This is a genomic window from Ruoffia sp. FAM 26254 (assembly GCF_045528545.1).
In the GTDB taxonomy this organism is placed as follows: domain Bacteria; phylum Bacillota; class Bacilli; order Lactobacillales; family Aerococcaceae; genus Ruoffia; species Ruoffia halotolerans.
The window spans coordinates 1-20,861 of the sequence record NZ_JBGQQY010000036.1 but is presented as its reverse complement, the minus strand read 5'-3'; the positions used below and the strand labels follow the sequence as shown (position 1 = coordinate 20,861).

At 36.6% G+C, this 20,861-nt stretch carries 36 protein-coding genes; 34 read left to right on the top strand and 2 right to left on the bottom strand.

All coding sequences use genetic code 11. The annotated features are described in order from the left end of the window. Positions 1-369: 369 nt before the first annotated feature. The 33 genes from rpsJ to truA all read left to right on the top strand — a co-directional run bounded on the left by rpsJ (position 370) and on the right by truA (position 17,716). Positions 370-678 carry a 30S ribosomal protein S10 gene (gene rpsJ, locus ACEN3Z_RS08750; RefSeq protein ID WP_138404402.1) on the top strand — a complete coding sequence of 103 codons (309 nt, stop codon included), beginning with the start codon at positions 370-372 and terminating at the stop codon, positions 676-678. A gap of 27 nt (positions 679-705) precedes the next feature. Beyond that, positions 706-1,338 (top strand): 50S ribosomal protein L3, encoded by a 633-nt coding sequence (gene rplC, locus ACEN3Z_RS08745; protein WP_197103581.1) that lies wholly within the window; start codon positions 706-708, stop codon positions 1,336-1,338. 20 nt (positions 1,339-1,358) lie between these two features. Then, on the top strand, positions 1,359-1,982 hold the full coding sequence (rplD, locus tag ACEN3Z_RS08740) for a 50S ribosomal protein L4 (RefSeq protein ID WP_138404400.1): 624 nt from the start codon (positions 1,359-1,361) through the stop codon (positions 1,980-1,982). Further along, positions 1,982-2,284, top strand: coding sequence for a 50S ribosomal protein L23 (gene rplW, locus ACEN3Z_RS08735; protein WP_138404399.1), 303 nt, complete (start codon positions 1,982-1,984; stop codon positions 2,282-2,284). Before rplD ends, rplW begins: the two co-directional genes overlap by 1 nt. A gap of 33 nt (positions 2,285-2,317) precedes the next feature. Beyond that, entirely contained in the window at positions 2,318-3,148 is an 831-nt protein-coding gene (rplB, locus tag ACEN3Z_RS08730) for a 50S ribosomal protein L2 (protein WP_138404398.1), read from the top strand. Positions 3,149-3,185: 37 nt separating this feature from the next. Beyond that, positions 3,186-3,467 carry a 30S ribosomal protein S19 gene (gene rpsS, locus ACEN3Z_RS08725; protein WP_138404397.1) on the top strand — a complete coding sequence of 94 codons (282 nt, stop codon included), beginning with the start codon at positions 3,186-3,188 and terminating at the stop codon, positions 3,465-3,467. Positions 3,468-3,484: 17 nt separating this feature from the next. Further along, positions 3,485-3,841: a 50S ribosomal protein L22 gene (gene rplV, locus ACEN3Z_RS08720; RefSeq protein ID WP_138404396.1), complete on the top strand. Its 357-nt coding sequence runs from the start codon at positions 3,485-3,487 to the stop codon at positions 3,839-3,841. 3 nt (positions 3,842-3,844) lie between these two features. Further along, on the top strand, positions 3,845-4,504 hold the full coding sequence (gene rpsC, locus ACEN3Z_RS08715) for a 30S ribosomal protein S3 (protein WP_138404395.1): 660 nt from the start codon (positions 3,845-3,847) through the stop codon (positions 4,502-4,504). Positions 4,505-4,506: 2 nt separating this feature from the next. Beyond that, positions 4,507-4,941 carry a 50S ribosomal protein L16 gene (gene rplP, locus ACEN3Z_RS08710; protein ID WP_138404394.1) on the top strand — a complete coding sequence of 145 codons (435 nt, stop codon included), beginning with the start codon at positions 4,507-4,509 and terminating at the stop codon, positions 4,939-4,941. Further along, positions 4,931-5,125 (top strand): 50S ribosomal protein L29, encoded by a 195-nt coding sequence (rpmC, locus tag ACEN3Z_RS08705; protein ID WP_138404393.1) that lies wholly within the window; start codon positions 4,931-4,933, stop codon positions 5,123-5,125. The genes rplP and rpmC overlap by 11 nt, the downstream gene beginning before the upstream one ends. A gap of 20 nt (positions 5,126-5,145) precedes the next feature. Beyond that, positions 5,146-5,412, top strand: coding sequence for a 30S ribosomal protein S17 (rpsQ, locus tag ACEN3Z_RS08700; RefSeq protein ID WP_138404392.1), 267 nt, complete (start codon positions 5,146-5,148; stop codon positions 5,410-5,412). 34 nt (positions 5,413-5,446) lie between these two features. Further along, positions 5,447-5,815: a 50S ribosomal protein L14 gene (rplN, locus tag ACEN3Z_RS08695; protein WP_138404391.1), complete on the top strand. Its 369-nt coding sequence runs from the start codon at positions 5,447-5,449 to the stop codon at positions 5,813-5,815. Between the two features lie 26 nt (positions 5,816-5,841). Further along, positions 5,842-6,144 (top strand): 50S ribosomal protein L24, encoded by a 303-nt coding sequence (gene rplX, locus ACEN3Z_RS08690; protein ID WP_138404390.1) that lies wholly within the window; start codon positions 5,842-5,844, stop codon positions 6,142-6,144. A 27-nt stretch (positions 6,145-6,171) separates the two neighbouring features. Further along, positions 6,172-6,714: a 50S ribosomal protein L5 gene (rplE, locus tag ACEN3Z_RS08685; protein WP_138404389.1), complete on the top strand. Its 543-nt coding sequence runs from the start codon at positions 6,172-6,174 to the stop codon at positions 6,712-6,714. Positions 6,715-6,732: 18 nt separating this feature from the next. After that, positions 6,733-6,918, top strand: a complete 186-nt coding sequence (locus ACEN3Z_RS08680; protein ID WP_138404388.1) for a type Z 30S ribosomal protein S14 — start codon at positions 6,733-6,735, stop codon at positions 6,916-6,918. Positions 6,919-6,952: 34 nt separating this feature from the next. Continuing rightward, positions 6,953-7,351, top strand: coding sequence for a 30S ribosomal protein S8 (rpsH, locus tag ACEN3Z_RS08675; RefSeq protein ID WP_138404387.1), 399 nt, complete (start codon positions 6,953-6,955; stop codon positions 7,349-7,351). 41 nt (positions 7,352-7,392) lie between these two features. Further along, the gene (gene rplF, locus ACEN3Z_RS08670) at positions 7,393-7,929 is read left to right on the top strand and encodes a 50S ribosomal protein L6 (RefSeq protein ID WP_138404386.1); all 537 of its coding nucleotides are present in this window, start codon (positions 7,393-7,395) and stop codon (positions 7,927-7,929) included. Between the two features lie 27 nt (positions 7,930-7,956). After that, entirely contained in the window at positions 7,957-8,316 is a 360-nt protein-coding gene (gene rplR, locus ACEN3Z_RS08665) for a 50S ribosomal protein L18 (RefSeq protein WP_138404385.1), read from the top strand. Between the two features lie 21 nt (positions 8,317-8,337). After that, on the top strand, positions 8,338-8,841 hold the full coding sequence (gene rpsE / locus ACEN3Z_RS08660; protein ID WP_138404384.1) for a 30S ribosomal protein S5: 504 nt from the start codon (positions 8,338-8,340) through the stop codon (positions 8,839-8,841). An 11-nt stretch (positions 8,842-8,852) separates the two neighbouring features. Next, positions 8,853-9,032 (top strand): 50S ribosomal protein L30, encoded by a 180-nt coding sequence (gene rpmD / locus ACEN3Z_RS08655; RefSeq protein WP_138404383.1) that lies wholly within the window; start codon positions 8,853-8,855, stop codon positions 9,030-9,032. Between the two features lie 33 nt (positions 9,033-9,065). Further along, entirely contained in the window at positions 9,066-9,506 is a 441-nt protein-coding gene (gene rplO, locus ACEN3Z_RS08650; RefSeq protein WP_407090543.1) for a 50S ribosomal protein L15, read from the top strand. Further along, positions 9,506-10,801, top strand: coding sequence for a preprotein translocase subunit SecY (secY, locus tag ACEN3Z_RS08645; protein WP_407090542.1), 1,296 nt, complete (start codon positions 9,506-9,508; stop codon positions 10,799-10,801). The genes rplO and secY overlap by 1 nt, the downstream gene beginning before the upstream one ends. 33 nt (positions 10,802-10,834) lie before the next feature. After that, positions 10,835-11,485 (top strand): adenylate kinase, encoded by a 651-nt coding sequence (locus ACEN3Z_RS08640; protein ID WP_407090541.1) that lies wholly within the window; start codon positions 10,835-10,837, stop codon positions 11,483-11,485. 45 nt (positions 11,486-11,530) lie between these two features. Then, positions 11,531-11,749: a translation initiation factor IF-1 gene (infA, locus tag ACEN3Z_RS08635; RefSeq protein ID WP_138404379.1), complete on the top strand. Its 219-nt coding sequence runs from the start codon at positions 11,531-11,533 to the stop codon at positions 11,747-11,749. A gap of 32 nt (positions 11,750-11,781) precedes the next feature. Then, positions 11,782-11,895 carry a 50S ribosomal protein L36 gene (rpmJ, locus tag ACEN3Z_RS08630; protein WP_124058139.1) on the top strand — a complete coding sequence of 38 codons (114 nt, stop codon included), beginning with the start codon at positions 11,782-11,784 and terminating at the stop codon, positions 11,893-11,895. A gap of 27 nt (positions 11,896-11,922) precedes the next feature. Further along, positions 11,923-12,285, top strand: a complete 363-nt coding sequence (gene rpsM, locus ACEN3Z_RS08625; protein WP_138404378.1) for a 30S ribosomal protein S13 — start codon at positions 11,923-11,925, stop codon at positions 12,283-12,285. A gap of 27 nt (positions 12,286-12,312) precedes the next feature. Then, positions 12,313-12,705: a 30S ribosomal protein S11 gene (gene rpsK / locus ACEN3Z_RS08620; RefSeq protein WP_138404377.1), complete on the top strand. Its 393-nt coding sequence runs from the start codon at positions 12,313-12,315 to the stop codon at positions 12,703-12,705. Positions 12,706-12,788: 83 nt separating this feature from the next. Continuing rightward, positions 12,789-13,733 (top strand): DNA-directed RNA polymerase subunit alpha, encoded by a 945-nt coding sequence (locus tag ACEN3Z_RS08615; RefSeq protein ID WP_218931539.1) that lies wholly within the window; start codon positions 12,789-12,791, stop codon positions 13,731-13,733. A 42-nt stretch (positions 13,734-13,775) separates the two neighbouring features. Continuing rightward, a complete protein-coding gene (gene rplQ / locus ACEN3Z_RS08610; RefSeq protein ID WP_138404375.1) occupies positions 13,776-14,156 on the top strand; it encodes a 50S ribosomal protein L17 in 381 nt (126 codons plus the stop codon). Between the two features lie 253 nt (positions 14,157-14,409). Then, entirely contained in the window at positions 14,410-15,249 is an 840-nt protein-coding gene (locus tag ACEN3Z_RS08605) for an energy-coupling factor ABC transporter ATP-binding protein (protein WP_407090540.1), read from the top strand. Beyond that, positions 15,219-16,121 (top strand): energy-coupling factor ABC transporter ATP-binding protein, encoded by a 903-nt coding sequence (locus ACEN3Z_RS08600; RefSeq protein WP_407090539.1) that lies wholly within the window; start codon positions 15,219-15,221, stop codon positions 16,119-16,121. Before ACEN3Z_RS08605 ends, ACEN3Z_RS08600 begins: the two co-directional genes overlap by 31 nt. Beyond that, positions 16,114-16,917 carry an energy-coupling factor transporter transmembrane component T gene (locus tag ACEN3Z_RS08595; protein ID WP_338489924.1) on the top strand — a complete coding sequence of 268 codons (804 nt, stop codon included), beginning with the start codon at positions 16,114-16,116 and terminating at the stop codon, positions 16,915-16,917. Before ACEN3Z_RS08600 ends, ACEN3Z_RS08595 begins: the two co-directional genes overlap by 8 nt. A 25-nt stretch (positions 16,918-16,942) precedes the next feature. After that, positions 16,943-17,716, top strand: coding sequence for a tRNA pseudouridine(38-40) synthase TruA (gene truA, locus ACEN3Z_RS08590; RefSeq protein WP_407090538.1), 774 nt, complete (start codon positions 16,943-16,945; stop codon positions 17,714-17,716). Between the two features lie 84 nt (positions 17,717-17,800). Here the strand turns inward: truA and ACEN3Z_RS08585 are convergent, their stop codons facing one another. Further along, complete coding sequence (locus ACEN3Z_RS08585) at positions 17,801-18,310, bottom strand: hypothetical protein (protein WP_407090537.1); 510 nt, start codon at positions 18,308-18,310, stop codon at positions 17,801-17,803. A gap of 136 nt (positions 18,311-18,446) precedes the next feature. Here ACEN3Z_RS08585 and ACEN3Z_RS08580 point away from each other — a divergent pair, with 136 nt between their 5' ends. Next, entirely contained in the window at positions 18,447-19,097 is a 651-nt protein-coding gene (locus ACEN3Z_RS08580; protein WP_407090536.1) for a hypothetical protein, read from the top strand. Positions 19,098-19,157: 60 nt separating this feature from the next. On the opposite strand, the gene thrC is transcribed toward ACEN3Z_RS08580, so the two are convergent. Beyond that, positions 19,158-20,639 carry a threonine synthase gene (thrC, locus tag ACEN3Z_RS08575; RefSeq protein ID WP_407090535.1) on the bottom strand — a complete coding sequence of 494 codons (1,482 nt, stop codon included), beginning with the start codon at positions 20,637-20,639 and terminating at the stop codon, positions 19,158-19,160. Positions 20,640-20,861: the final 222 nt, after the last annotated feature.

Below are 20,861 nucleotides of genomic sequence, written 5' to 3'. Positions count from 1 at the left end.
GTGTTAAAATGAGTGTGTGACATGAAGATTCTCTCCTTATACTATGTTGTGGTGACTTAAGTATAACGAATCTTCATGTCTTTTTTTAGTGTTGCGTTTCATCTTACAACACACCAGAAATATTATTTTGAATTTTTTTTAAAAAAATGCGAAAAAAGCTTGCTTCTAAGTGTTGTGTTCGTTATAATATTCGTTGTGTCATAAGTAGATATATTTCTGCTGAACGTAACACAGCCCCCTATATTATAAGGTGGGCGAGCTATGAAGTGAGAGGTTGCGACACGCTAGGCTGAGTTGCCAATGACCAGTGTAGTCGGTAATTCTTGCGGAGCAAGTCAATTTAACAAATTTGACGGAGGAGGAAAAACAATGGCAAACCAAAAAATTCGTATTCGTCTGAAAGCTTATGAGCACCGCGCTCTTGATGTATCAGCGAACAAAATCGTAGAATCTGCACAAAGAACTGGAGCACAAACTGTAGGGCCAATCCCATTACCAACAGAACGTTCGGTATATACAGTTATCCGTTCACCGCATAAATATAAAGATTCACGTGAGCAATTTGAGATGCGCACACACAAACGTTTAATCGATATCGTTAACCCAACTGCTAAAACAGTTGATGCATTAATGAAATTAGATTTACCAAGTGGTGTAGACGTAGAAATTAAGTTATAAAATAAAAAATAAAATGGAGGTGTACTCATGACCAAAGGAATCTTAGGAACAAAAGTAGGAATGACGCAATTCTTTACGGAGAATGGTGAGTTAATCCCTGTAACAGTAGTGGAAGCTCAACCAAACGTTGTATTACAAGTGAAATCAAATGAAACAGATGGATATGAATCTGTGCAATTAGGTTTCCAAGACAAACGTGAAGTATTAGCAACAAAACCTCATAAAGGTCATGTAGCGAAAGCAAACGCTACTCCTAAGCGCTTCATTCGCGAATTTCGTGATGTCGAGCTAGGAGAATATGAAGTTGGGCAAGAAATCACTGTAGAAACATTCGCAGTCGGAGACATCATCGATGTAACAGGAACATCTAAAGGTAAAGGTTTCCAAGGGGTTATTAAACGTCACGGCCAAGCTCGTGGACCAATGGCTCACGGATCTCGTTTCCACCGTCGCCCAGGTGCGATGGCAATGGCAGCTTCACCATCACGTGTTTTAAAAGGTAAAAAATTACCTGGACAAACTGGTAGTGAACAAGTGACGATTCAAAACTTAGAAATCGTTGCAGTAAATCCTGAAGATAACGTTATCTTAATTAAAGGTAATGTACCAGGTGCTAAAAAATCTTTAGTACAAATTAAAAAAGCAGTTAAATCTAACTAATTAAGAGGGGAGGAACGAGAATGACAAAAGTTACTTTATTTAAACAAGACGGATCGCAAGCTGGAGAAGTTGAGTTAAACGAATCGATCTTCGGTATCGAACCAAACGAAAGTGTTATGTTCGATGCAGTAATCATGCAACGTGCATCATTACGTCAAGGTACACACGCAGTTAAAAACCGTAACGCAGTTCGCGGTGGTGGACGTAAACCTTGGAGACAAAAAGGAACAGGTCGTGCACGTCAAGGATCTATCCGCTCACCACAATGGGTTGGGGGAGGAGTTGTCTTTGGTCCGACACCTCGTTCATACAGTTACAAATTACCAAGAAAAGTACGTCGTTTAGCAATTTTATCAGCATTATCACAAAAAGTTGTTGAAGATAAATTTGTAGTTGTTGATGGATTAAGCTTAGATGCACCAAAAACAAAAGACCTTAAAGGTATTTTATCTAACTTAAACTTAGACACTAAAACATTAATCGTTTTAGAAAATAACAACGATAACGCATACTTATCAGCTCGTAACATCGATAACGTTAAAGTTATTGACGAGAACAACATCAACGTATTAGACGTTGTTAACTATGACAAAGTATTAATCACTCAAGCAGCATTATCAACAGTAGAGGAGGCATTAGCATAATGGAATTTTCAGAAGTAATCCTACGTCCAGTAATTACTGAGCAATCTATGTATAACATTGACGATAACAAATACACTTTTGAAGTAGATCGTCGTGCTAACAAAAACCTTATTAAACAAGCTGTTGAAGCTATGTTTGAAGGCGTTAAAGTAGAGAAAGTAAATACTATCAACGTTGAAGGAAAAGCAAAACGTATGGGTCGTTACCAAGGATTCACACGTAAATACAAAAAAGCAATCATCACATTAAAAGCTGATTCAGCTAACATCGAATTATTCGAAACAGAAGAAGACGAAGAATAATTCACAAAATAAGATAAGTAGGAGGGAATTCGAGTGGCAATTAAACACTACAAACCGATAACTAACGGTCGTCGTAATATGACTGGTTATGACTTCTCAGAGATTACAACAAAAACTCCTGAAAAATCATTATTAGAATCGAAAAAACAAAGAGCTGGCCGTAATAGCCAAGGTAAAATCACAGTTCGTCACAACGGTGGTGGACACAAACGTGCTTACCGTGTTATCGACTTTAAACGTAACAAAGACAACGTTGTCGGAACAGTTAAAACTATCGAATATGATCCAAACCGTAGCGCGAATATCGCATTAATTAACTACGAAGATGGAATTAAAACATATATCATCGCACCAAAAGGACTTAAAGTAGGTCAAAAGATTGAATCAGGTGCTGAAGCAGATATCAAAGTAGGGAATGCATTACCATTAATCAATATCCCAGTTGGTACTGTAATTCACAATATTGAGTTAAAACCAGGTAAAGGTGGACAATTAGTTCGTTCTGCTGGAACAAGTGCTCAAGTATTAGGACAAGAAGGTAAATATACATTAGTACGTTTAGCTTCAGGTGAAGTTCGTATGATCTTATCAACTTGCCGTGCAACAATCGGAACTGTTGGTAACGAACAACACGAATTAATTAACATTGGTAAAGCAGGTCGTAAACGTTGGTTATCTAAACGTCCAACTGTTCGTGGATCTGTAATGAACCCTAACGATCACCCACACGGTGGTGGTGAAGGACGCGCTCCAATCGGACGTCCAAGTCCAATGTCACCTTGGGGTAAAAAGACTCTTGGTCTTAAAACTCGTAATGCTAAGAAAAAATCAAGTAAATTAATCGTTCGTGGACGTAAGAAATAATCGTATATAGATTAAATTTCCGAAGGGAGGCTACACTGTGAGTCGTAGTTTGAAAAAAGGGCCATTTATTGACGCACACTTAATGAAAAAAGTAGAAGCTCAAGAAGATGCTCAGAAAAAACAAGTTATTAAAACATGGTCGCGTCGTTCAACAATCTTCCCAAACTTCATTGGGCTAACAATTGCAGTATATGATGGACGTAAACATGTCCCAGTATACATCCAAGAAGATATGGTAGGACACAAATTGGGCGAATTCGCACCAACTCGTACATATAAAGGTCATGCAAATGACGATAAAAAAACAGGAAGACGTTAATAAAGGAGGGAAATTAGATGTCAGAACAAATTACATCTGCAACAGCAACAGCAAAAACAATCCGCATTGCCCCTCGTAAAGTTCGTCTAGTAACTGATTTAATTAGAGGAAAAAGCATAGGTGAAGCAATTTCTATTCTGAAATTCACACCAAGATCAGCATCACCTGCTGTCGAAAAAGTGTTAATGTCAGCTATTGCTAACGCGGAACACAACTATGATTTAGATTTAGAAAACTTATTCGTAAGTGAAGCTTTTGTTAACGAAGGACCAACTATGAAACGTTTCCGTCCTCGTGCTAAAGGATCAGCTTCACCAATCAATAAAAGAACAAGCCACATCACAATTGTGGTATCAGAGAAAGAGGAGGCATAATACATGGGTCAAAAAGTACATCCAATAGGTATGCGTGTTGGCGTAATCCGTGATTGGGATGCTAAATGGTATGCTGATAAAAAGTATGCCGACTTCCTACATGAAGATTTACGCATTCGTGAGTACATCTACGGTAAACTTTCAGACGCTTCAATTTCAACAATTCAAATTGAACGTGCTGCTAACCGTGTAATTGTTTCAGTTCATACTGCTAAACCAGGAATGGTTATTGGTAAAGGTGGATCTGAAGTTGATGCACTACGTGCACAGTTAAATAAATTAACTGGTAAAAAAGTACACATCAATATCGTGGAAATTAAACAAGCAAACTTAGACGCAAAATTAGTAGCAGAAGATATTGCTCGTCAATTAGAAAACCGTGTTGCATTCCGTCGTGCTCAAAAGCAAGCTATCCAACGTGTTATGCGTGCTGGTGCACAAGGAGTTAAAACACAAGTATCTGGTCGTTTAAACGGTGCTGATATGGCACGTACTGAACACTACAGTGAAGGTACAGTTCCATTACATACACTTCGCTCAGATATCGACTACGCTTGGGAAGAAGCAGACACTACATACGGTAAACTTGGAGTTAAAGTATGGATTTGTCGTGGAGAAATCCTTCCTGAAGTAAATGAAAACAACCAGAGAGGAGGAAATTAATCATGTTAGTACCTAAACGTGTAAAACACCGTCGTGAATTCCGTGGTAAAATGCGCGGAGAAGCTAAAGGTGGAAAAAACATCGACTTCGGAACATACGGATTAAGAGCCATTGAATCTAAATGGATCACAAACCGTCAAATCGAAGCAGCTCGTATAGCTATGACTCGTTATATGAAACGTGGTGGGAAAGTATGGATTAAAATCTTCCCTCACAAATCATACACATCTAAACCAATCGGTGTTCGTATGGGATCCGGTAAAGGTGCACCTGAAGGTTGGGTAGCTCCAGTTAAACGTGGTAAAATCTTGTTTGAAATCGATGGAGTTCCAGAAGAAGTAGCTCGTGAGGCTTTCCGTCTTGCATCAAACAAATTACCTATCAAAACAAAATTCGTAAAACGTGAAGAATATGGTGGTGAATCGAATGCAAATTAAAGAAATTAGAGAATTATCCGCTGCTGATATGGTTAACAAAGAAAAAGAATATAAAAAAGAATTATTCAATCTTCGATTCCAATTAGCAACAGGACAATTAGAAAACACTGCCCGTTTACGTCAAGTACGTAAAACAATCGCTCGTATTAAAACTGTCTTACGTGAACAAGAACTGACTAAATAATAAAAGGAGGCAGATGTTAAATGACTGAAGAACGTAACAAACGTAAAGTTTATCGTGGTCGTGTCGTTTCAGACAAAGGAGACAAAACAATCTCTGTTGTTGTTGAAACTCGTGTAGTACACCCTAAATACGGTAAACGTGTTAAATATTCAAAAAAATATACAGCACATGATGAAAATAACAGCGCAAAAGAAGGCGACATCGTCCGCATTATGGAAACTCGTCCATTATCTAAAACGAAACGCTTCCGTTTATTAGATATCGTTGAAGAAGCTGTAATTATCTAATACATAAAGAAGAAATCGGAAGGAGGACATCGGAATGATTCAACAAGAAAGTCGATTAAAAGTTGCCGACAACTCTGGTGCACGTGAAGTATTAACTATTAAAGTACTAGGTGGATCAGGTCGTAGAACAGCTAACATTGGTGATGTAATTGTTGCAACAGTTAAACATGCAACACCAGGTGGAGTTGTCAAAAAAGGTGACGTAGTAAAAGCAGTAATCGTACGCACAAAAACAGGAGCTCGCCGTAATGATGGGTCTTATATAAAATTTGACGAAAATGCATGTGTCATTATTCGTGATGATAAGACACCTCGTGGAACACGTATTTTTGGACCAGTTGCACGTGAATTACGTGACAACAACTTCATGCGTATCGTATCATTAGCTCCAGAAGTTCTTTAATCCAATTACGAAGGAGGAAACAATTCATGCGCATTAAATCAGGAGATACAGTAAAAATTATTGCTGGTAAAGATAAAGGCGAAACAGGAACAGTTCTTAAAACTTTACCTAAGCAAGATAAAGTGATCGTTGAAGGATTAAACATCCATAAACGTCACCAAAAACCTACTCAAATGGCGACAGGTGGAATCGAAGAATTCCCTGCTCCAATTCATGTATCAAACGTAAAATTAGTAGATTCTAACGGAGAAGCAACACGCGTTGGTTACCGTTTTGAAGATGGTAAAAAAGTACGTTTCTCTAAAAAATCAGATACAACACTTAACTAATCATTTTGGGAAGGAGGACAAAGTTTAATGGAAAGCCGTTTAAAACAAAGATATAATAACGAAATCACTAGCAAATTAGTTGAACAATTTAACTACTCTTCTGTTATGGAAGTACCAAAAATAGATAAAATTGTTGTTAACATGGGTGTTGGTGATGCAGTTTCAAATGCTAAAAACTTAGATAAAGCAGTTGCAGAATTAACATTATTAACTGGACAAAAACCAGTTATTACTAAAGCTAAGAAATCAATTGCAGGTTTCCGTCTTCGTGAGGGAATGCCAATTGGAGCTAAAGTTACTTTACGTGGACAAAGAATGTATGACTTCTTAGACAAATTGATCACAGTATCATTACCACGTGTACGTGACTTCCAAGGTATCTCAAACAAAGCCTTTGATGGTCGTGGAAACTACACTTTAGGTGTTAAAGAACAATTAATTTTCCCAGAAATTAACTACGATAACGTAGATAAAGTTCGTGGAATGGATATTGTAATCGTAACAACAGCAAACACTGACGAAGAATCACATGCCTTACTTAAAGAGTTAGGTATGCCGTTTAAAAAATAATAAAGGAGGCGAATCGTATTGGCTAAAAAATCAATGGTAGAAAAAAATCAACGTACACCAAAATATAAAGTAAGAGAATACACACGTTGTGAACGTTGTGGACGTCCGCATTCAGTTTACCGTAAGTTCAAACTTTGCCGTATTTGCTTCCGTGAACTTGCTTATAAAGGACAAATTCCTGGCGTTAAGAAAGCAAGCTGGTAATTCAAATACTTTTAAACTAAGGAGGTAAATACACATGGTAATGACAGATCCAATTGCAGATTTTCTAACAAGAATTCGTAATGCAAATGCACAAAAACATACATCTGTAACAGCACCATCTTCTAATACTAAAGTGGCAATTGCTGAAATCTTAAAAAACGAAGGTTTCATTAAAGGTTATGAAGTAACTGAAGATAACAAACAAAATGTAATTAAATTAAACTTAAAATACGGACGTAATAACGAAAAAGTTATTACAGGTCTAAAACGTATTTCTAAACCAGGTTTACGTGTTTACGCTAAATCTGAAGATATTCCTAAAGTTTTAAATGGCTTAGGAATCGCAATCGTCTCAACTTCTCGTGGCTTAGTAACTGATAAAGTTGCAAGAAATGAAAAAATCGGTGGAGAAATTTTAGCATACGTTTGGTAATTTGTAGATAAATATTATAAAATATAAGGAGGTGCGGTACTGTGAGTCGTATAGGTAAAAAACCTGTAGTAATTCCATCAGGAGTTACCGTAGAACTAAATGGTACTACAGCAACTGTTAAAGGCCCAAAAGGCGAATTAACTCGTGAACTATCGCCAGCAATTTCATTAGAAATCGCGGATAACGAAATCACTTTCACTCGTCCAAATGACAATAAAGCTAACCGCTCAATCCATGGTACAACTCGTTCATTAATTGCTAACATGATCGAAGGTGTGTCTACAGGATTTAAAAAAGAATTAGAATTAATCGGTGTAGGTTATCGTGCACAAAAACAAGGTAACAAACTTACATTGAGTGTTGGTTTATCACACCCAGTTGAATTCGAAGCTAGCGAAGGTGTAGATTTTGAAGTTCCTTCGAATACACAAATCATCGTTCAAGGATTCAACAAAGAAAAAGTTGGAGAATTAGCAGCAAACATTCGTGCAGTTCGTCCACCAGAGCCGTATAAAGGTAAAGGAATTCGCTATGTTGGTGAATTTGTTCGCCGTAAAGAAGGTAAAACTGGTAAATAATAAATAAAAAATTAAAGAGGTGACAAAATGATTTCAAAACCAGAAAGAAATAAATTACGTAAAAAAAGACATTTACGTATCCGTAATAGAATCTCTGGTACTGCAGAGTGCCCACGCTTAAGTGTATTCCGTTCGAATACTAACATCTACGCTCAATTAATTGATGACGTAGCGGGTGTGACGCTAGTCAGTGCCTCTTCACAAGACGAAGAAGTTAAATCAAATGGATCAAAAGTCGAACAAGCTGCATCAGTTGGTAAATTAGTTGCCGATCGCGCAACAGCTGCTGGACATAAAACAGTAGTATTTGACCGTGGTGGATATGTATATCACGGACGTGTACAAGCATTAGCTGAAGCTGCTCGTGAAAACGGCTTAGAATTTTAATAGAAAGGGGAACATTGTTTAATGGAATTTATTAATCCAGAAACATTAGGCGAAATTGAAGATCGCGTAGTTGCGATTAACCGCGTAACTAAAGTTGTTAAAGGTGGACGCCGTCTACGTTTCTCTGCTTTAGTAGTTGTTGGTGATAAGAATGGTCACGTTGGTTTTGCTACAGGTAAAGCTCAAGAAGTACCAGAAGCAATCCGTAAAGGTATCGAAAATGCTAAGAAAAACATGATTAAAGTCCCTACATCAGGAACAACTATTCCACATGAAATCGTTGGTGAATTCTGTGGAGGACAAGTATTACTTAAGCCTGCAACTGCCGGTTCTGGGGTTGCCGCTGGTGGACCAGTTCGTGCCGTTATTGAGTTAGCTGGTATTGCTGACGTAACAAGTAAATCACTTGGATCAAATACACCAATTAACATGATTTCTGCAACTGTTGAAGGTCTTAAAAATCTTAAAGAAGCCGATGAAGTTGCTGCATTACGTGGCAAATCAGTCGAAGAACTTTTAGGTTAGGAGGACATTCAATGGCCAACTTAGAAATCACATTAAAACGTAGCTTTATTGGACGTAAACAAAACCAAATTCAAACAGCTAAAGCGTTAGGCTTAACAAAACTTAATAAGAGTGTAGTGAAACCTGACAATGAATCTGTTCGTGGAATGGTTCGTACAATAAGCCATTTAGTAGAAGTCAAAGAAGCTTAAGTTTAAAATCTTATATAAGGAGGTGCCGAAGGAATGAAACTTCATACATTACAACCTGCTGAAGGATCACGCAAATTACGTAACCGTGTTGGGCGTGGACAAGGTTCAGGGAACGGAAAAACAGCTGGTCGTGGACAAAAAGGTCAAAAAGCACGTTCAGGCGGTGGAGTACGTTTAGGATTTGAAGGTGGACAAACACCTTTATTCCGTCGTTTACCAAAACGTGGTTTCACTAACATCAATCGTAAAGATTATGCTGTAGTGAACTTAGAAACATTAAATCGTTTTGAAGATGGCACAACAGTTACACCAGCTTTATTAATCGAAACTGGCGTTGTGAAAAACGAATTATCAGGAATTAAAATTTTAGGTGATGGTAAATTAGAGAAAACATTAACAGTTCAAGCTGCTAAATTCTCTAAATCTGCAGAAGAAGCTATCACTGGTGCTGGTGGATCGATTGAGGTGATTTAATGTTTTCCTTCTTGAAAAATGCATTCACTGTTAGAGATATTCGACGTAGAATTTTATATACATTATTTATCTTCGCAGTATTCCGTTTAGGGTCTCATATCCCAGTACCAGGTGTTAATGCTGGTGCTTTACAAACATTAGGCAACACTGGGGTATTAGGTTTATTGAATACTTTTGGTGGAGGTGCACTACAAAGATATTCTATCTTTGCTATGGGTGTATCGCCATACATTACTGCATCAATCATTATGCAATTATTGCAAATGGACTTAGTTCCTAAGTTTACCGAATGGGCCAAACAAGGTGAAGTCGGTAGACGTAAGCTTAATCAAGCTACTACTTACACAGCAATAGTTTTAGGTTTTATCCAATCTTTAGGATTATCATTTGGGTTTAACCAGTTATCTGGTTTAGGTTTAATTAATGACCCTACAATGGCAACTTATCTAACAATTGCTTTAATCTTAACGGCTGGAACAATGTTCTTAGTTTGGTTAGGTGAGCAAATCACGCGTAATGGTGTCGGAAACGGAGTATCTATGTTGATCTTCGCCGGTATTGTTGCAGAAGTGCCAAAAGATTTTTATGGATTTTTCCAATCATCTATATCAGGTGTGACAGGTAATGAACTGACCCAAAATTTACTGATTTTATTAGCCATCGTACTAGTAATCATCGTAAGTATTGTTATTGTTGTTCTAATGGAAAGAGCACAAAGACGTATTCCAATTCATCACTCTAAGAAAGCAACTGGTGCCCGTCATACAGCGCACTTACCATTAAAGATTAACTCTGCTGGTGTTATTCCTGTAATTTTCGCAACGTCGTTTATTACAACACCACAAACAATCTTTTCTTTCTTAAGTACTGACAACGCAGGTCCAGTGATGCAGTTTTTCGGAAACTTGTTTAACTTACAACATCCATTAGGAGCAGTATTCTATACTGTATTACTCATTGCCTTTACTTATTTCTATTCATTAGTACAGGTTAACCCTGAGAAAGTAGCAGAAAATTTACAGAAACAAGGCGCTTATATTCCAAGTGTACGTCCTGGTAATGATACCGAGACATTTATTACACAATTAATTAATCGCTTAAGTGGGGTCGGCGCATTATATCTAACATTAATCGCCGTATTACCGATCGTTGCTGGATTTATCTGGGAAATACCAATGAATATTTCATTAAGTGGAACAAGTATTTTGATTGTTGTAGGTGTTGCTATAGAAACAACTAAACAAATCGAAGGTAGAATGGTAAAACGTCGCTATAAAGGATTTCTTTATCAATAGTTCATCGATATTAAATAAGTAAGGACGATTTATATGAATATTTTATTAATGGGCCTTCCCGGAGCAGGGAAAGGAACACAAAGTGAACATATCTCCACAGATTATTCAATGGTACATATTGCAACAGGGGATATCTTCCGTGAAGCAATTAAGAATGAAACGAAATTGGGATTAGAAGCTAAATCATATACAGATGCTGGTAATCTTGTGCCGGATGATGTCACGAATAACTTAGTTCGTGAACGTTTATCACAATCAGATGTACAAGCAGATGGGTTTATGCTAGACGGGTACCCAAGAACGCTTCACCAAGCACATGCACTAGAAGAGAATTTAAAAGATATGAATTCTGATATTGACGCTGTTATTTATATCGATGTTGATTCAGATGTCCTTGAAAAACGTCTAAGCGGTAGAATTATTTGTCGTGATTGTGGAGCTACGTATCATAAAGTATACAATCCACCTTCAGTTGATGGTGTTTGTGATAACTGTGGTTCTCATGACTTCTATCAACGTGAAGACGACAAGCCAGAAAAAGTTAGACATCGTATTAACTTACAGATGGAATCAATTAAACCGATCTTAGAATTCTACGATGATAAAAACATACTACACCGCATTAGTGGTGAAAATCCGATTGAAGTAGTTTATCGTGAGATACGTAATATTCTTGGAGAATAGATACCAAAGCATTTCACTAACTGGTAAAAAAAGGAGGAAGTATTAATGGCTAAAGATGATGTTATTGAAGTAGAAGGAATTATATTAGAAACCTTGCCAAATGCAATGTTCAAAGTTGAATTAGAAAATGGCCACGAAATTTTAGCTCATGTTTCAGGTAAAATTCGTATGAACTATATCCGTATTTTGCCAGGAGATAAAGTAACAGTTGAAATGTCTCCTTATGATTTGACAAAAGGTCGAATTACATATCGCTTTAAATAGTCGATGGTTAAGAAGTTTAAGGAGGGAAAATGATGAAAGTTAGAGCATCAGTAAAACCAATTTGTGAGAAGTGCAAAGTTATCCGCCGTAATGGTAAAGTAATGGTAATTTGCGAAAATCCAAAACACAAACAACGTCAAGGTTAATTTTAAGAAAAAGGAGGAAACTAGTCTATGGCTCGTATAGCAGGAGTTGATATTCCACGTGACAAACGTATTGTTATTTCATTAACATATATCTTTGGAATCGGGAACACTACAGCAAAACAAATCTGTGCAGATGCTAATGTATCTGAAAACACTCGCGTACAAGATTTATCTAACGATGAATTAGACCGTTTACGTTCTATTGTTGACGGAATCAAAGTTGAAGGTGATTTACGTCGTGAAGTAAGTTTAGACATCAAACGTTTACAAGAAATCGGATCATACCGTGGTAACCGTCACCGTCGTAACTTACCAGTTCGCGGACAAAACACTAAAAACAACGCTCGTACCCGTAAAGGTCCTAAAAAAGCAGTTCAAGGTAAGAAATAATTAATTTAAAAGGGAGGTTAAGACTTCATGGCAAAAAGACAACAAGCTCGTAGACGTCGTCGCGACAGAAAAAATATTGAACGTGGAATCGCACATATTCGTTCAACATTCAATAATACAATCGTTATGATTACAGACGAGAATGGTAACGCACTTTCTTGGTCATCAGCAGGATCATTAGGATTCCGTGGATCAAAAAAATCTACTCCATTTGCTGCTCAAATGGCATCAGAAGTTGCTGCTAAAGGCGCAATGGAACATGGTATGAAATCTGTAGAGGTTGCAGTTAAAGGACCAGGATCTGGTCGTGAATCGGCAATCCGTTCATTACAGGCAGCTGGATTAGAGGTTTCAGCAATTCGTGACGTAACCCCAATCCCACATAACGGTGCTCGTCCACCAAAACGTCGTCGTGTTTAATGATAATTCCTATATTTAAAAACTTTTAATGTTGCTACAAAATTATCATTGAGACATAACGTATTGAAAGGGGAAAATTACTAATGATCGAGATTGAAAAACCAGAGATTACTACGGTTGAAGTCAGTGAAGATGAAAAATTTGGCAAGATCGTGATTGAACCATTAGAACGTGGATATGGAACAACTCTTGGAAACTCATTACGTCGTATTCTGCTATCTTCATTACCAGGTGCAGCAGTAACTAATATTCAAATTGATGGTGTGCTTCATGAGTTTGCTACAGTCGATGGTGTAGTGGAAGATGTTCCTACGATCATTTTAAACTTGAAGAAGTTAGCCCTTAAATTGCACACAGAAGAAAGCAAAGTAATTGAATTAAATGTTGCGGGTCCAAAAACAGTAACAGCTGCTGACATTATTCATGATAATGATGTACAAATTTTAAATCCTGATTTACATATTTGTACCTTAGCCGAAGATGCAGAATTGAACATGCGTATTAGCGTGTCCAACGGTCGAGGTTATGCACGTAGCGAATACAATAAGAGTGATGATATGCCAATTGGTGTATTACCAATCGATTCAATATATACACCAATTGAAAAAGTGAATTATCAAGTTGAAAATACACGTATTGGTCAAAAGAATATATTTGATAAATTGACTTTAGACATTTGGACAGACGGATCAATTAGTCCAGAAAAATCTTTAAGTTTAGCTGCAAAAATATTGACTGAACATTTAAATATCTTTGTTAACTTAAACGATGAAGCACGCGAAGCAGAAATCATGGTTGAAAAAGAAGAAGCAGAAAAAGAAAAAGTTCTTATCATGACAATTGAAGAATTAGACTTATCTGTTCGATCTTACAACTGCTTGAAACGTGCTGGAATTAATACAATTCAAGAACTTACAAATAAAACTGAAGCTGAAATGATGAAAGTTCGTAACTTAGGACGTAAATCATTATCAGAAGTTAAAGGCAAATTAGATGATCTAGGCCTAAGTCTGAAAGACGACGAATAATAGATCATTAGGGTTTATTTTACAAGAAATGGAGGAATCTTAATGGCATACCGTAAATTAGGACGTACAAGTACACAACGTAAAGCATTACTACGTGATTTAACGACTGATGTAATTATCAACGAACGTATCGAAACAACAGAAGCTCGTGCTAAAGAAGTTCGTAAAACTGTTGAAAAAATGATTACATTAGGTAAGAAAGGTGACTTAGCTTCTCGTCGTAAGGCAGCTTCATTCTTACGCCGCGAATTAGCTGATGCTCGTATTGAAGATGACGAAGTAATTATTGAATCAGTATTAGATCGTTTATTCGATAATTATGCTAACCGTTATGAAAACCGTAATGGAGGTTATACTCGTATCCTTAAAAAAGGACCACGACGTGGTGACGCTGCTCCAATGGTAATCTTAGAGTTAGTTTAATAATTTAATAAGAACCAATAGTTTAGTCACTTAATGATGGAGAGTGTTATGATCAATAATTTGGTCTAGCTCTAATGCACAAGCAATGTTTATTGCTTAGATTGGAGGGGATTTTCTCCTCCAATCCATGTGCTTCTATCGTAAGTGCTTTTTTTATAGTTAAGTATATGATTGTTTTGAGAAAAGAATCGAATTAAATGGTATATTTACCTATGAAAAAATCAGAAAGATGTGTCGCGAAAGGAAGATAATAATGAAAAGTCCTATCATCGAGTTAAAAGATATATCATTTCAATATCAAGGCGTAGAGTCTTTTGCTTTGACGAATGTTAATCTGACCATCAATAAAGGGGAATGGGTTGCATTAATCGGACCAAACGGATCAGGGAAGTCAACTTTAGCAAAAATTATGAATGGTCTTTTGGTGCCTGAAAGTGGAAAAGTATTTATCAATGGTAAATTACTAGATGAAGAAACCGTTTGGGAAGCTAGAAGATCTGTCGGAATGGTCTTTCAAAATCCTGATAACCAATTTGTTGGGGCAACGGTTGAAGACGATGTTGCTTTTGGTCTAGAAAACAATGGAGTTGAACGTCTAGAGATGATTCAACGTGTTGATGAAGCACTTCAACAAGTTAGAATGTCTGATCATAAAAAGAAAGAACCCGCTCGTTTATCTGGTGGGCAAAAACAAAGAGTGGCACTTGCAAGCGTCATTGCTTTACGACCAGATGTAATTTTACTAGATGAAGCAACGGCGATGTTAGATCCTTTGGGTCGCGAAGAAGTGATTGAAGCAATTGAGAAAGTAAAAGAACAATATGATTTAACTGTTATCTCTATCACACATGATATCGATGAAGCTTCCAAAGCAGATCGAATTATTGTGATGAAAGATGGCGAAAAGAAAAGTGAAGGTGTTCCTGCCGATATCTTTAATTTAGGTGAAGGTCTCATTGATATGGGACTAGATTTACCATTCACACAGAAGTTGAAACATGCTTTAATGGAGCGTGGAGTAGATATACCGGATGAATATTTTGATGAGGAGGCTTTATTACAATGGATAATCCAATCGTATTTAACAATGTAGATCATATTTATAATGCGGGTAGTCCATTTGCCGTTTCTGCATTAAAAAATGTGAACTTAAGTATTCCTAAAGGAAAGATTACTGCCATTATCGGACATACTGGGTCAGGAAAATCAACACTTATCCAACATCTAAACGTGTTGTTACGACCAACGCATGGTACTGTAAAGATTAATGATGTAGAAATTACTGCTGATTCAAAAAATAAAAATTTAAAAGCACTGAGAAAACAAGTCAGTGTTGTGTTTCAATTTCCAGAGTCTCAGTTATTTGAAGAAACCGTCTTAAAAGATGTCATGTTTGGACCTTTAAACTTTGATGTATCCGAAGAAGAAGCTGAACGCATTGCGCGTGAGAAACTGTCTTTAGTCGGTTTATCTGAGAATCTTTACGACCGATCTCCGTTTGACTTGAGTGGAGGTCAAATGAGACGTGTCGCTATTGCTGGTGTTCTAGCCTTGGAACCAAGCGTTCTCGTTCTTGATGAACCGACAGCTGGTTTAGATCCAGCGGGTCAGAAGTACATGCTAGAGATGTTTGTAAATTTACATCGCGAACAAAACATCACACTCGTTTTAGTAACACATCAAATGGAAGATGTGGCTTTATATGCCGATAATGTCATTGTGATGGAGAATGGAACAGTGGTTAAGACAGGAGAACCATTAGAAATTTTTAAAGATGAGGATAAACTAGACACATTACAATTATCTCTACCTCATTCGCTACAGTTTTTTAAAGATATTGATACTCAGTTAGAAACAACTTATATAAAAGAGACTCAACCGATTACAGTAGAGCAACTAGCAGATGAGATTGTAAAAATTAAACAATCTCGTACTCTAAAGAGTGAGGTGTCAGAAAATGTTTGATAAATTACTTTTAGGCCGCTATTTACAAGGTAATTCAATAATTCATGAATTAGATCCCCGCACTAAGTTATTAGGTAGTTTCTCTTTCATTGTGATTGTTTTTTTAGCAAATCATTGGCTAGCTTACTTACTCCTTGCAGCATTTGTATTTTTTGTCATCAAATTAAGTAATATTTCTATATCTTACTTTTTACGTGGAATTCGACCAATGTTGTGGATTATTATGTTTACCGTTATATTTCAGATGTTATTTACTGTGGGAGGAACGGTTTATTTCCAATTAGGTCCGATAACAATTACATCTTTAGGGGTAATCAATGCGATTTATATCTTTATGCGATTAGTCTTAATTATTATGATGTCAACCATCTTAACTCTTACAACAGCACCATTAGAATTAACAGATGGTATTGAACACTTATTAAGACCGTTGTCTCGTTTAGGTTTTCCATCACACGAAGTGGCGTTAATGCTCTCCATTGCTTTACGTTATGTTCCTACTTTGATGGATGAAGCGCAAAAGATTATGAATGCTCAAAGAGCTCGAGGGGTAGAATTCGATGAAGGTAGTTTCATTGACCGTGTTAAGGCTATGGTACCCATCTTAATTCCACTGTTCGTTAGCGCATTTAACCGGGCTGATGAGATGGCGATTGCCATGGAAGCTCGAGGTTATCGAGGTGGGGAAGGTCGGACAAAATATAGACAATTAAAATTCTCAAAAATAGATGCTTATGCACTCTTAACTTTATTATTAGTAACAACGGCGTTAATTGCGATTCGAATATTTATTTGATAATTTGTAATTGGAGGTAAACTGAATGACGACACGTTATGCGTTAAAAATTCAATATGACGGCACTAACTATGTCGGCTATCAAGTGCAACCAAATGGGCCATCGATACAAGAAGCTTTGCAAAAGGCCTTACATATAATGGCAAAGGCTAAACCCGGGGAATTAATTAAGAATTCAACATCGGGAAGAACTGACTCTGGTGTTCATGCACTCGGACAAGTCATCCATGTCGATTATCCAGCTAAAATACAGCCTAAATCAATGCGTAAGGCATTGAACAGTATCTTAGACCAATCTATTCGAATCGTCGATGTAGCGCAAGTATCGGATGAATTTCATGCTCGCTATCATGCCATCGGTAAAGAGTATCAGTATCGGATAGATATTAATGATTTTCCCGATCCGTTCAAGCGATTATACACGAGTCATCATCCGTATGCTTTTGATTTGGAACGAATTCAAGAGGCGCTTAAGATTATTGTTGGTGAACATGATTTTACAAGTTTTTGTTCTACGAAAACTGACATTGAGAATAAAGTGCGCCATGTGTTAGAAGCTGAAGCTTGGATAGATGAAGCGAAGAACGAATTAGTCTTCCGATTTTATGGAAAAGGTTTTTTATACAATATGGTTCGTATACTGGTTGGAACTCTCCTTCAAATTGGAGATGGCTTAAAGCCAGTGGATGAGATGCAAAGGCTATTAGAAGTAAAAGACCGAAATGAAGCGGGACCAACAGCGCCACCGAATGGCCTGTTCTTAATGCGTGTTGATTATGAAGTGGATCCATTTAAATAACTTTCAAACTGACCTATGAGTGAAGCTCATAGGTTTTTTTATTCACAAAAAAATACCTGACTGAAATATTAGCCAGGAACAAAATTATTTAGAATATTGAAAAACTTCTCTAGGTGTTCCGTCTTCAATGATAATATCACCGCAATGTTGAAAACCAAATTTTTCGATTAAAGCAATCATAGAAGTATTCTTTCGATGGGTATCGATTTTTATATTGTCGTAATGATCTATGACATACTGCATACAAAAGCTTCCGGCACCATTAATCTGTTGATTAGAAGCAATTCGGTGAATAGTAACATAAGGACGATCATTAAGCCACTCGCCATTGATCTCTTGATAGGTTGGATCTTCGCCACTTTGAATACACATTGTCGCAACAATTGTTTCCTCTGGTAAGTCCGTTTGGTCCTGATCGTCTATCACACAAACATAACTATGGTTATTTAAGATATCAGTTTCAATATCACTAGCTGCCGGATAATGATTTGGCCATTGAATATTGTTCCCATTCTTTCTTTGTAATTGTCTGCCGTATTCAATCACTTTCATAACTTCAGGAATTTCATTTTTCTTCGTTTGTCTTATGTACATTATTACCCTCTTTTCGATTTTTGTGGTATGTTTATAAAGTATTTAAATTAATTTAACCATTTAAACATTCAATTAATATTTATTAAATGGTATCATATGAGTAGCTAATTATTAGTATAATTAAGGAGAGAAATTAATGCAATATATTACTGAGAACCAAGCAATCCGTTTAGCCGCTGATTATATCAAAGATCCAGCCCAAAAATATATCGTTTATAATATCCGTCGTCGTAATTACTTATTACACGATTATTATAAATTCTTCTTCCGTTTTAGCCGTCGTGAATCGGTTTGGAATACACCATTGTTTAATATTGAAGACATTGCATCTGATTTAACCAATGAAGAAACAGTTGCGAAAGAAATCTTTGCAACTATCAACAAAAATGTGGATGATACGTTAAGTTTAAAACATAAGAAAGATTTTTCACTTAGAGATTGTGAAGTATTATTAAACTATTACTTTAATGGTAAAACTTATATCGCATTCTACGATTATTATTTAGGTCGCGTTGTATTAATTAAAGAACGTGATAAATCGAATGATTTCGGTGAATTAATTGGAAGTCGATACCAATTAATCGGTAACTTGCATACCATTATTAATAAATCAATTGAACTTTCGGATGGCTTACTAGAAAGATTCATGAGTGAGTTAATCAATGATTTTACACCAATTAGAGAAATTGATGGTTTTGAAGAGTTAAACACAACGCTTCATGCATATATCGTTGAAGAGATTAGTAAAATTGACTCATGGGTTAAAGAAGAAAAAACAAAAGCATAATCATATAAGAAAAGGCAGAAGAACATGAAGTACTTCTGCCTTTTGTGTATCTACGATTACTTATTTTGCAATATTTCGAACAAATTCGCGCATGTCAGAAACCTCTATAGTAGTATCGTGTAATCTTTCTGCCTCTAGTAAACCTTCAATTGCTGGTGGATACGGGATATTTGATAATTCATTTAATTTATCTAAAAGTTCTCGATCTGTTAACGTTTCAGCTTCAACACCAAGCGCAACTAAAACAGCCTCAGGAAATTTGTAAGGGCTGGCAGTTGAAACAATAACAGCAGGGTTCGTTGAAAGTCCTTCTTGGTTGAGATTGCGCCATGCTCTAGAAGCCACTGCTGTGTGGGTATCCATAATATAGCCGGTTTTTCTGTAAACAATATTAATTTCCTCTTTAGTTTGAGCTTCGGTCACATAGTCAGATAGGAAACTTGAAAAATGCGCCTGCTCCTCGTCTGTTAAAGTATAGTGACCCTTAGTGTCTAATTGTTCCATTAAGTCGCTTAAACGCTCGCTATCTTCATTTACAGCATGATAGACGAGACGTTCTAAATTACTAGAAACTAGAATGTCCATTGAAGGAGAAATCGTTAATATAAAGTCACGTTGACGGTTATATTCACCGTCTTGGAAGAAATCATAAAGCACTTTATTATCATTTGAAGCACACAGTAGTTTACCAATTGGTAGACCTGAACGTTTAGCGTAGTAACCAGCGAGTATATTACCAAAATTCCCTGTGGGTACACTAAAATCAATTTCACTGCCTGCATCAATCTTCCCTTGCTTCACAAGTTGAGCGTATGCATAAAAATAATACACAATTTGTGGGACTAAACGGCCGATATTCATAGAATTTGCTGAAGAAAATTGGCTGTCAGACGATTGAAGTTCATCACGCAGAACTGAATCATTAAATAAGTTTTTCACTTCAGTTTGGGCATCATCAAAGTTTCCAACGATAGAAACTACGTGTGTATTATCTCCTGTTTGCGTAAGCATCTGTTGCTCCTGAATGGAACTCACACCACCCTTAGGATAGAAGACGATGATTTTAGTTCCGGGAACATCTGAGAATCCAGCCATTGCTGCTTTACCAGTATCACCAGAGGTCGCCGTTAAGATTAGGATATCATTGTAATTATTATTAATCTCAGCAGAAGTTTTCATTAAGTGGGGTAATATCGATAAGGCCATATCTTTAAAAGCAATCGTTGATCCATGGAATAATTCCAGGTGATAATGCTTCTCATCAATGTCTACTACCGGTGCAATCACTTCTGTGTCAAATTTATTATCATAGGCTAATTCAATACAACGTTTTAGCTGCTTGTCCGAAAAGTCGGATAGAAATGGTTTTAAAATAAAGTGAGCCATTTCTTGATAAGTATATTGACTGAGTATTTCCCAATTTAAGTCAAAACTTGGGAAGGATTCTGGAACGTATAAACCACCATCGGTAGCAAGTCCTTGGAGTATAGCTTGAGAGGGTGTTACGATGTTCTTCGAGTTACGGGTACTTTTATAATTCATATTCTCACCTTTTTCTCATTTTATATCATTCAAATTATACTGAAAAAGTTTACTTTCAGCAATGTTTAAGTAAAAATTCAATAGAATTATATAAACCTGAATAATTCATACTTTTAAATATTGAGTTATTCTAGTCGTTATTTTTCAATTTTGGATCACTTTATCGAAATTAAAATATTTTAATCGATTTTCTAAGCTAAAGAAAAACTTTTTAGTCTCATC

Bases quoted from the DNA above. Each gene is read 5' to 3' on its own strand.
- ACEN3Z_RS08580 (WP_407090536.1), top strand. From the start codon at position 18,447: ATGCAATATATTACTGAGAACCAAGCAATCCGTTTAGCCGCTGATTAT.
- ACEN3Z_RS08640 (WP_407090541.1), top strand. From the start codon at position 10,835: ATGAATATTTTATTAATGGGCCTTCCCGGAGCAGGGAAAGGAACACAA.
- rplQ (WP_138404375.1), top strand. From the start codon at position 13,776: ATGGCATACCGTAAATTAGGACGTACAAGTACACAACGTAAAGCATTA.
- rpsK (WP_138404377.1), top strand. From the start codon at position 12,313: ATGGCAAAAAGACAACAAGCTCGTAGACGTCGTCGCGACAGAAAAAAT.
- truA (WP_407090538.1), top strand. From the start codon at position 16,943: ATGACGACACGTTATGCGTTAAAAATTCAATATGACGGCACTAACTAT.
- rpsC (WP_138404395.1), top strand. From the start codon at position 3,845: ATGGGTCAAAAAGTACATCCAATAGGTATGCGTGTTGGCGTAATCCGT.
- infA (WP_138404379.1), top strand. From the start codon at position 11,531: ATGGCTAAAGATGATGTTATTGAAGTAGAAGGAATTATATTAGAAACC.
- rpsE (WP_138404384.1), top strand. From the start codon at position 8,338: ATGGAATTTATTAATCCAGAAACATTAGGCGAAATTGAAGATCGCGTA.
- rpmJ (WP_124058139.1), top strand. From the start codon at position 11,782: ATGAAAGTTAGAGCATCAGTAAAACCAATTTGTGAGAAGTGCAAAGTT.
- rplC (WP_197103581.1), top strand. From the start codon at position 706: ATGACCAAAGGAATCTTAGGAACAAAAGTAGGAATGACGCAATTCTTT.
- rplO (WP_407090543.1), top strand. From the start codon at position 9,066: ATGAAACTTCATACATTACAACCTGCTGAAGGATCACGCAAATTACGT.
- ACEN3Z_RS08600 (WP_407090539.1), top strand. From the start codon at position 15,219: ATGGATAATCCAATCGTATTTAACAATGTAGATCATATTTATAATGCG.
- rplN (WP_138404391.1), top strand. From the start codon at position 5,447: ATGATTCAACAAGAAAGTCGATTAAAAGTTGCCGACAACTCTGGTGCA.
- rplD (WP_138404400.1), top strand. From the start codon at position 1,359: ATGACAAAAGTTACTTTATTTAAACAAGACGGATCGCAAGCTGGAGAA.
- rpmC (WP_138404393.1), top strand. From the start codon at position 4,931: ATGCAAATTAAAGAAATTAGAGAATTATCCGCTGCTGATATGGTTAAC.
- rpsQ (WP_138404392.1), top strand. From the start codon at position 5,146: ATGACTGAAGAACGTAACAAACGTAAAGTTTATCGTGGTCGTGTCGTT.
- rplR (WP_138404385.1), top strand. From the start codon at position 7,957: ATGATTTCAAAACCAGAAAGAAATAAATTACGTAAAAAAAGACATTTA.
- ACEN3Z_RS08585 (WP_407090537.1), bottom strand. From the start codon at position 18,310: ATGTACATAAGACAAACGAAGAAAAATGAAATTCCTGAAGTTATGAAA.
- rplE (WP_138404389.1), top strand. From the start codon at position 6,172: ATGGAAAGCCGTTTAAAACAAAGATATAATAACGAAATCACTAGCAAA.
- ACEN3Z_RS08605 (WP_407090540.1), top strand. From the start codon at position 14,410: ATGAAAAGTCCTATCATCGAGTTAAAAGATATATCATTTCAATATCAA.
- rplW (WP_138404399.1), top strand. From the start codon at position 1,982: ATGGAATTTTCAGAAGTAATCCTACGTCCAGTAATTACTGAGCAATCT.
- secY (WP_407090542.1), top strand. From the start codon at position 9,506: ATGTTTTCCTTCTTGAAAAATGCATTCACTGTTAGAGATATTCGACGT.
- thrC (WP_407090535.1), bottom strand. From the start codon at position 20,639: ATGAATTATAAAAGTACCCGTAACTCGAAGAACATCGTAACACCCTCT.
- ACEN3Z_RS08615 (WP_218931539.1), top strand. From the start codon at position 12,789: ATGATCGAGATTGAAAAACCAGAGATTACTACGGTTGAAGTCAGTGAA.
- rplP (WP_138404394.1), top strand. From the start codon at position 4,507: ATGTTAGTACCTAAACGTGTAAAACACCGTCGTGAATTCCGTGGTAAA.
- rpsH (WP_138404387.1), top strand. From the start codon at position 6,953: ATGGTAATGACAGATCCAATTGCAGATTTTCTAACAAGAATTCGTAAT.
- rplX (WP_138404390.1), top strand. From the start codon at position 5,842: ATGCGCATTAAATCAGGAGATACAGTAAAAATTATTGCTGGTAAAGAT.
- rpsJ (WP_138404402.1), top strand. From the start codon at position 370: ATGGCAAACCAAAAAATTCGTATTCGTCTGAAAGCTTATGAGCACCGC.
- ACEN3Z_RS08595 (WP_338489924.1), top strand. From the start codon at position 16,114: ATGTTTGATAAATTACTTTTAGGCCGCTATTTACAAGGTAATTCAATA.
- rpmD (WP_138404383.1), top strand. From the start codon at position 8,853: ATGGCCAACTTAGAAATCACATTAAAACGTAGCTTTATTGGACGTAAA.
- rpsM (WP_138404378.1), top strand. From the start codon at position 11,923: ATGGCTCGTATAGCAGGAGTTGATATTCCACGTGACAAACGTATTGTT.
- rplV (WP_138404396.1), top strand. From the start codon at position 3,485: ATGTCAGAACAAATTACATCTGCAACAGCAACAGCAAAAACAATCCGC.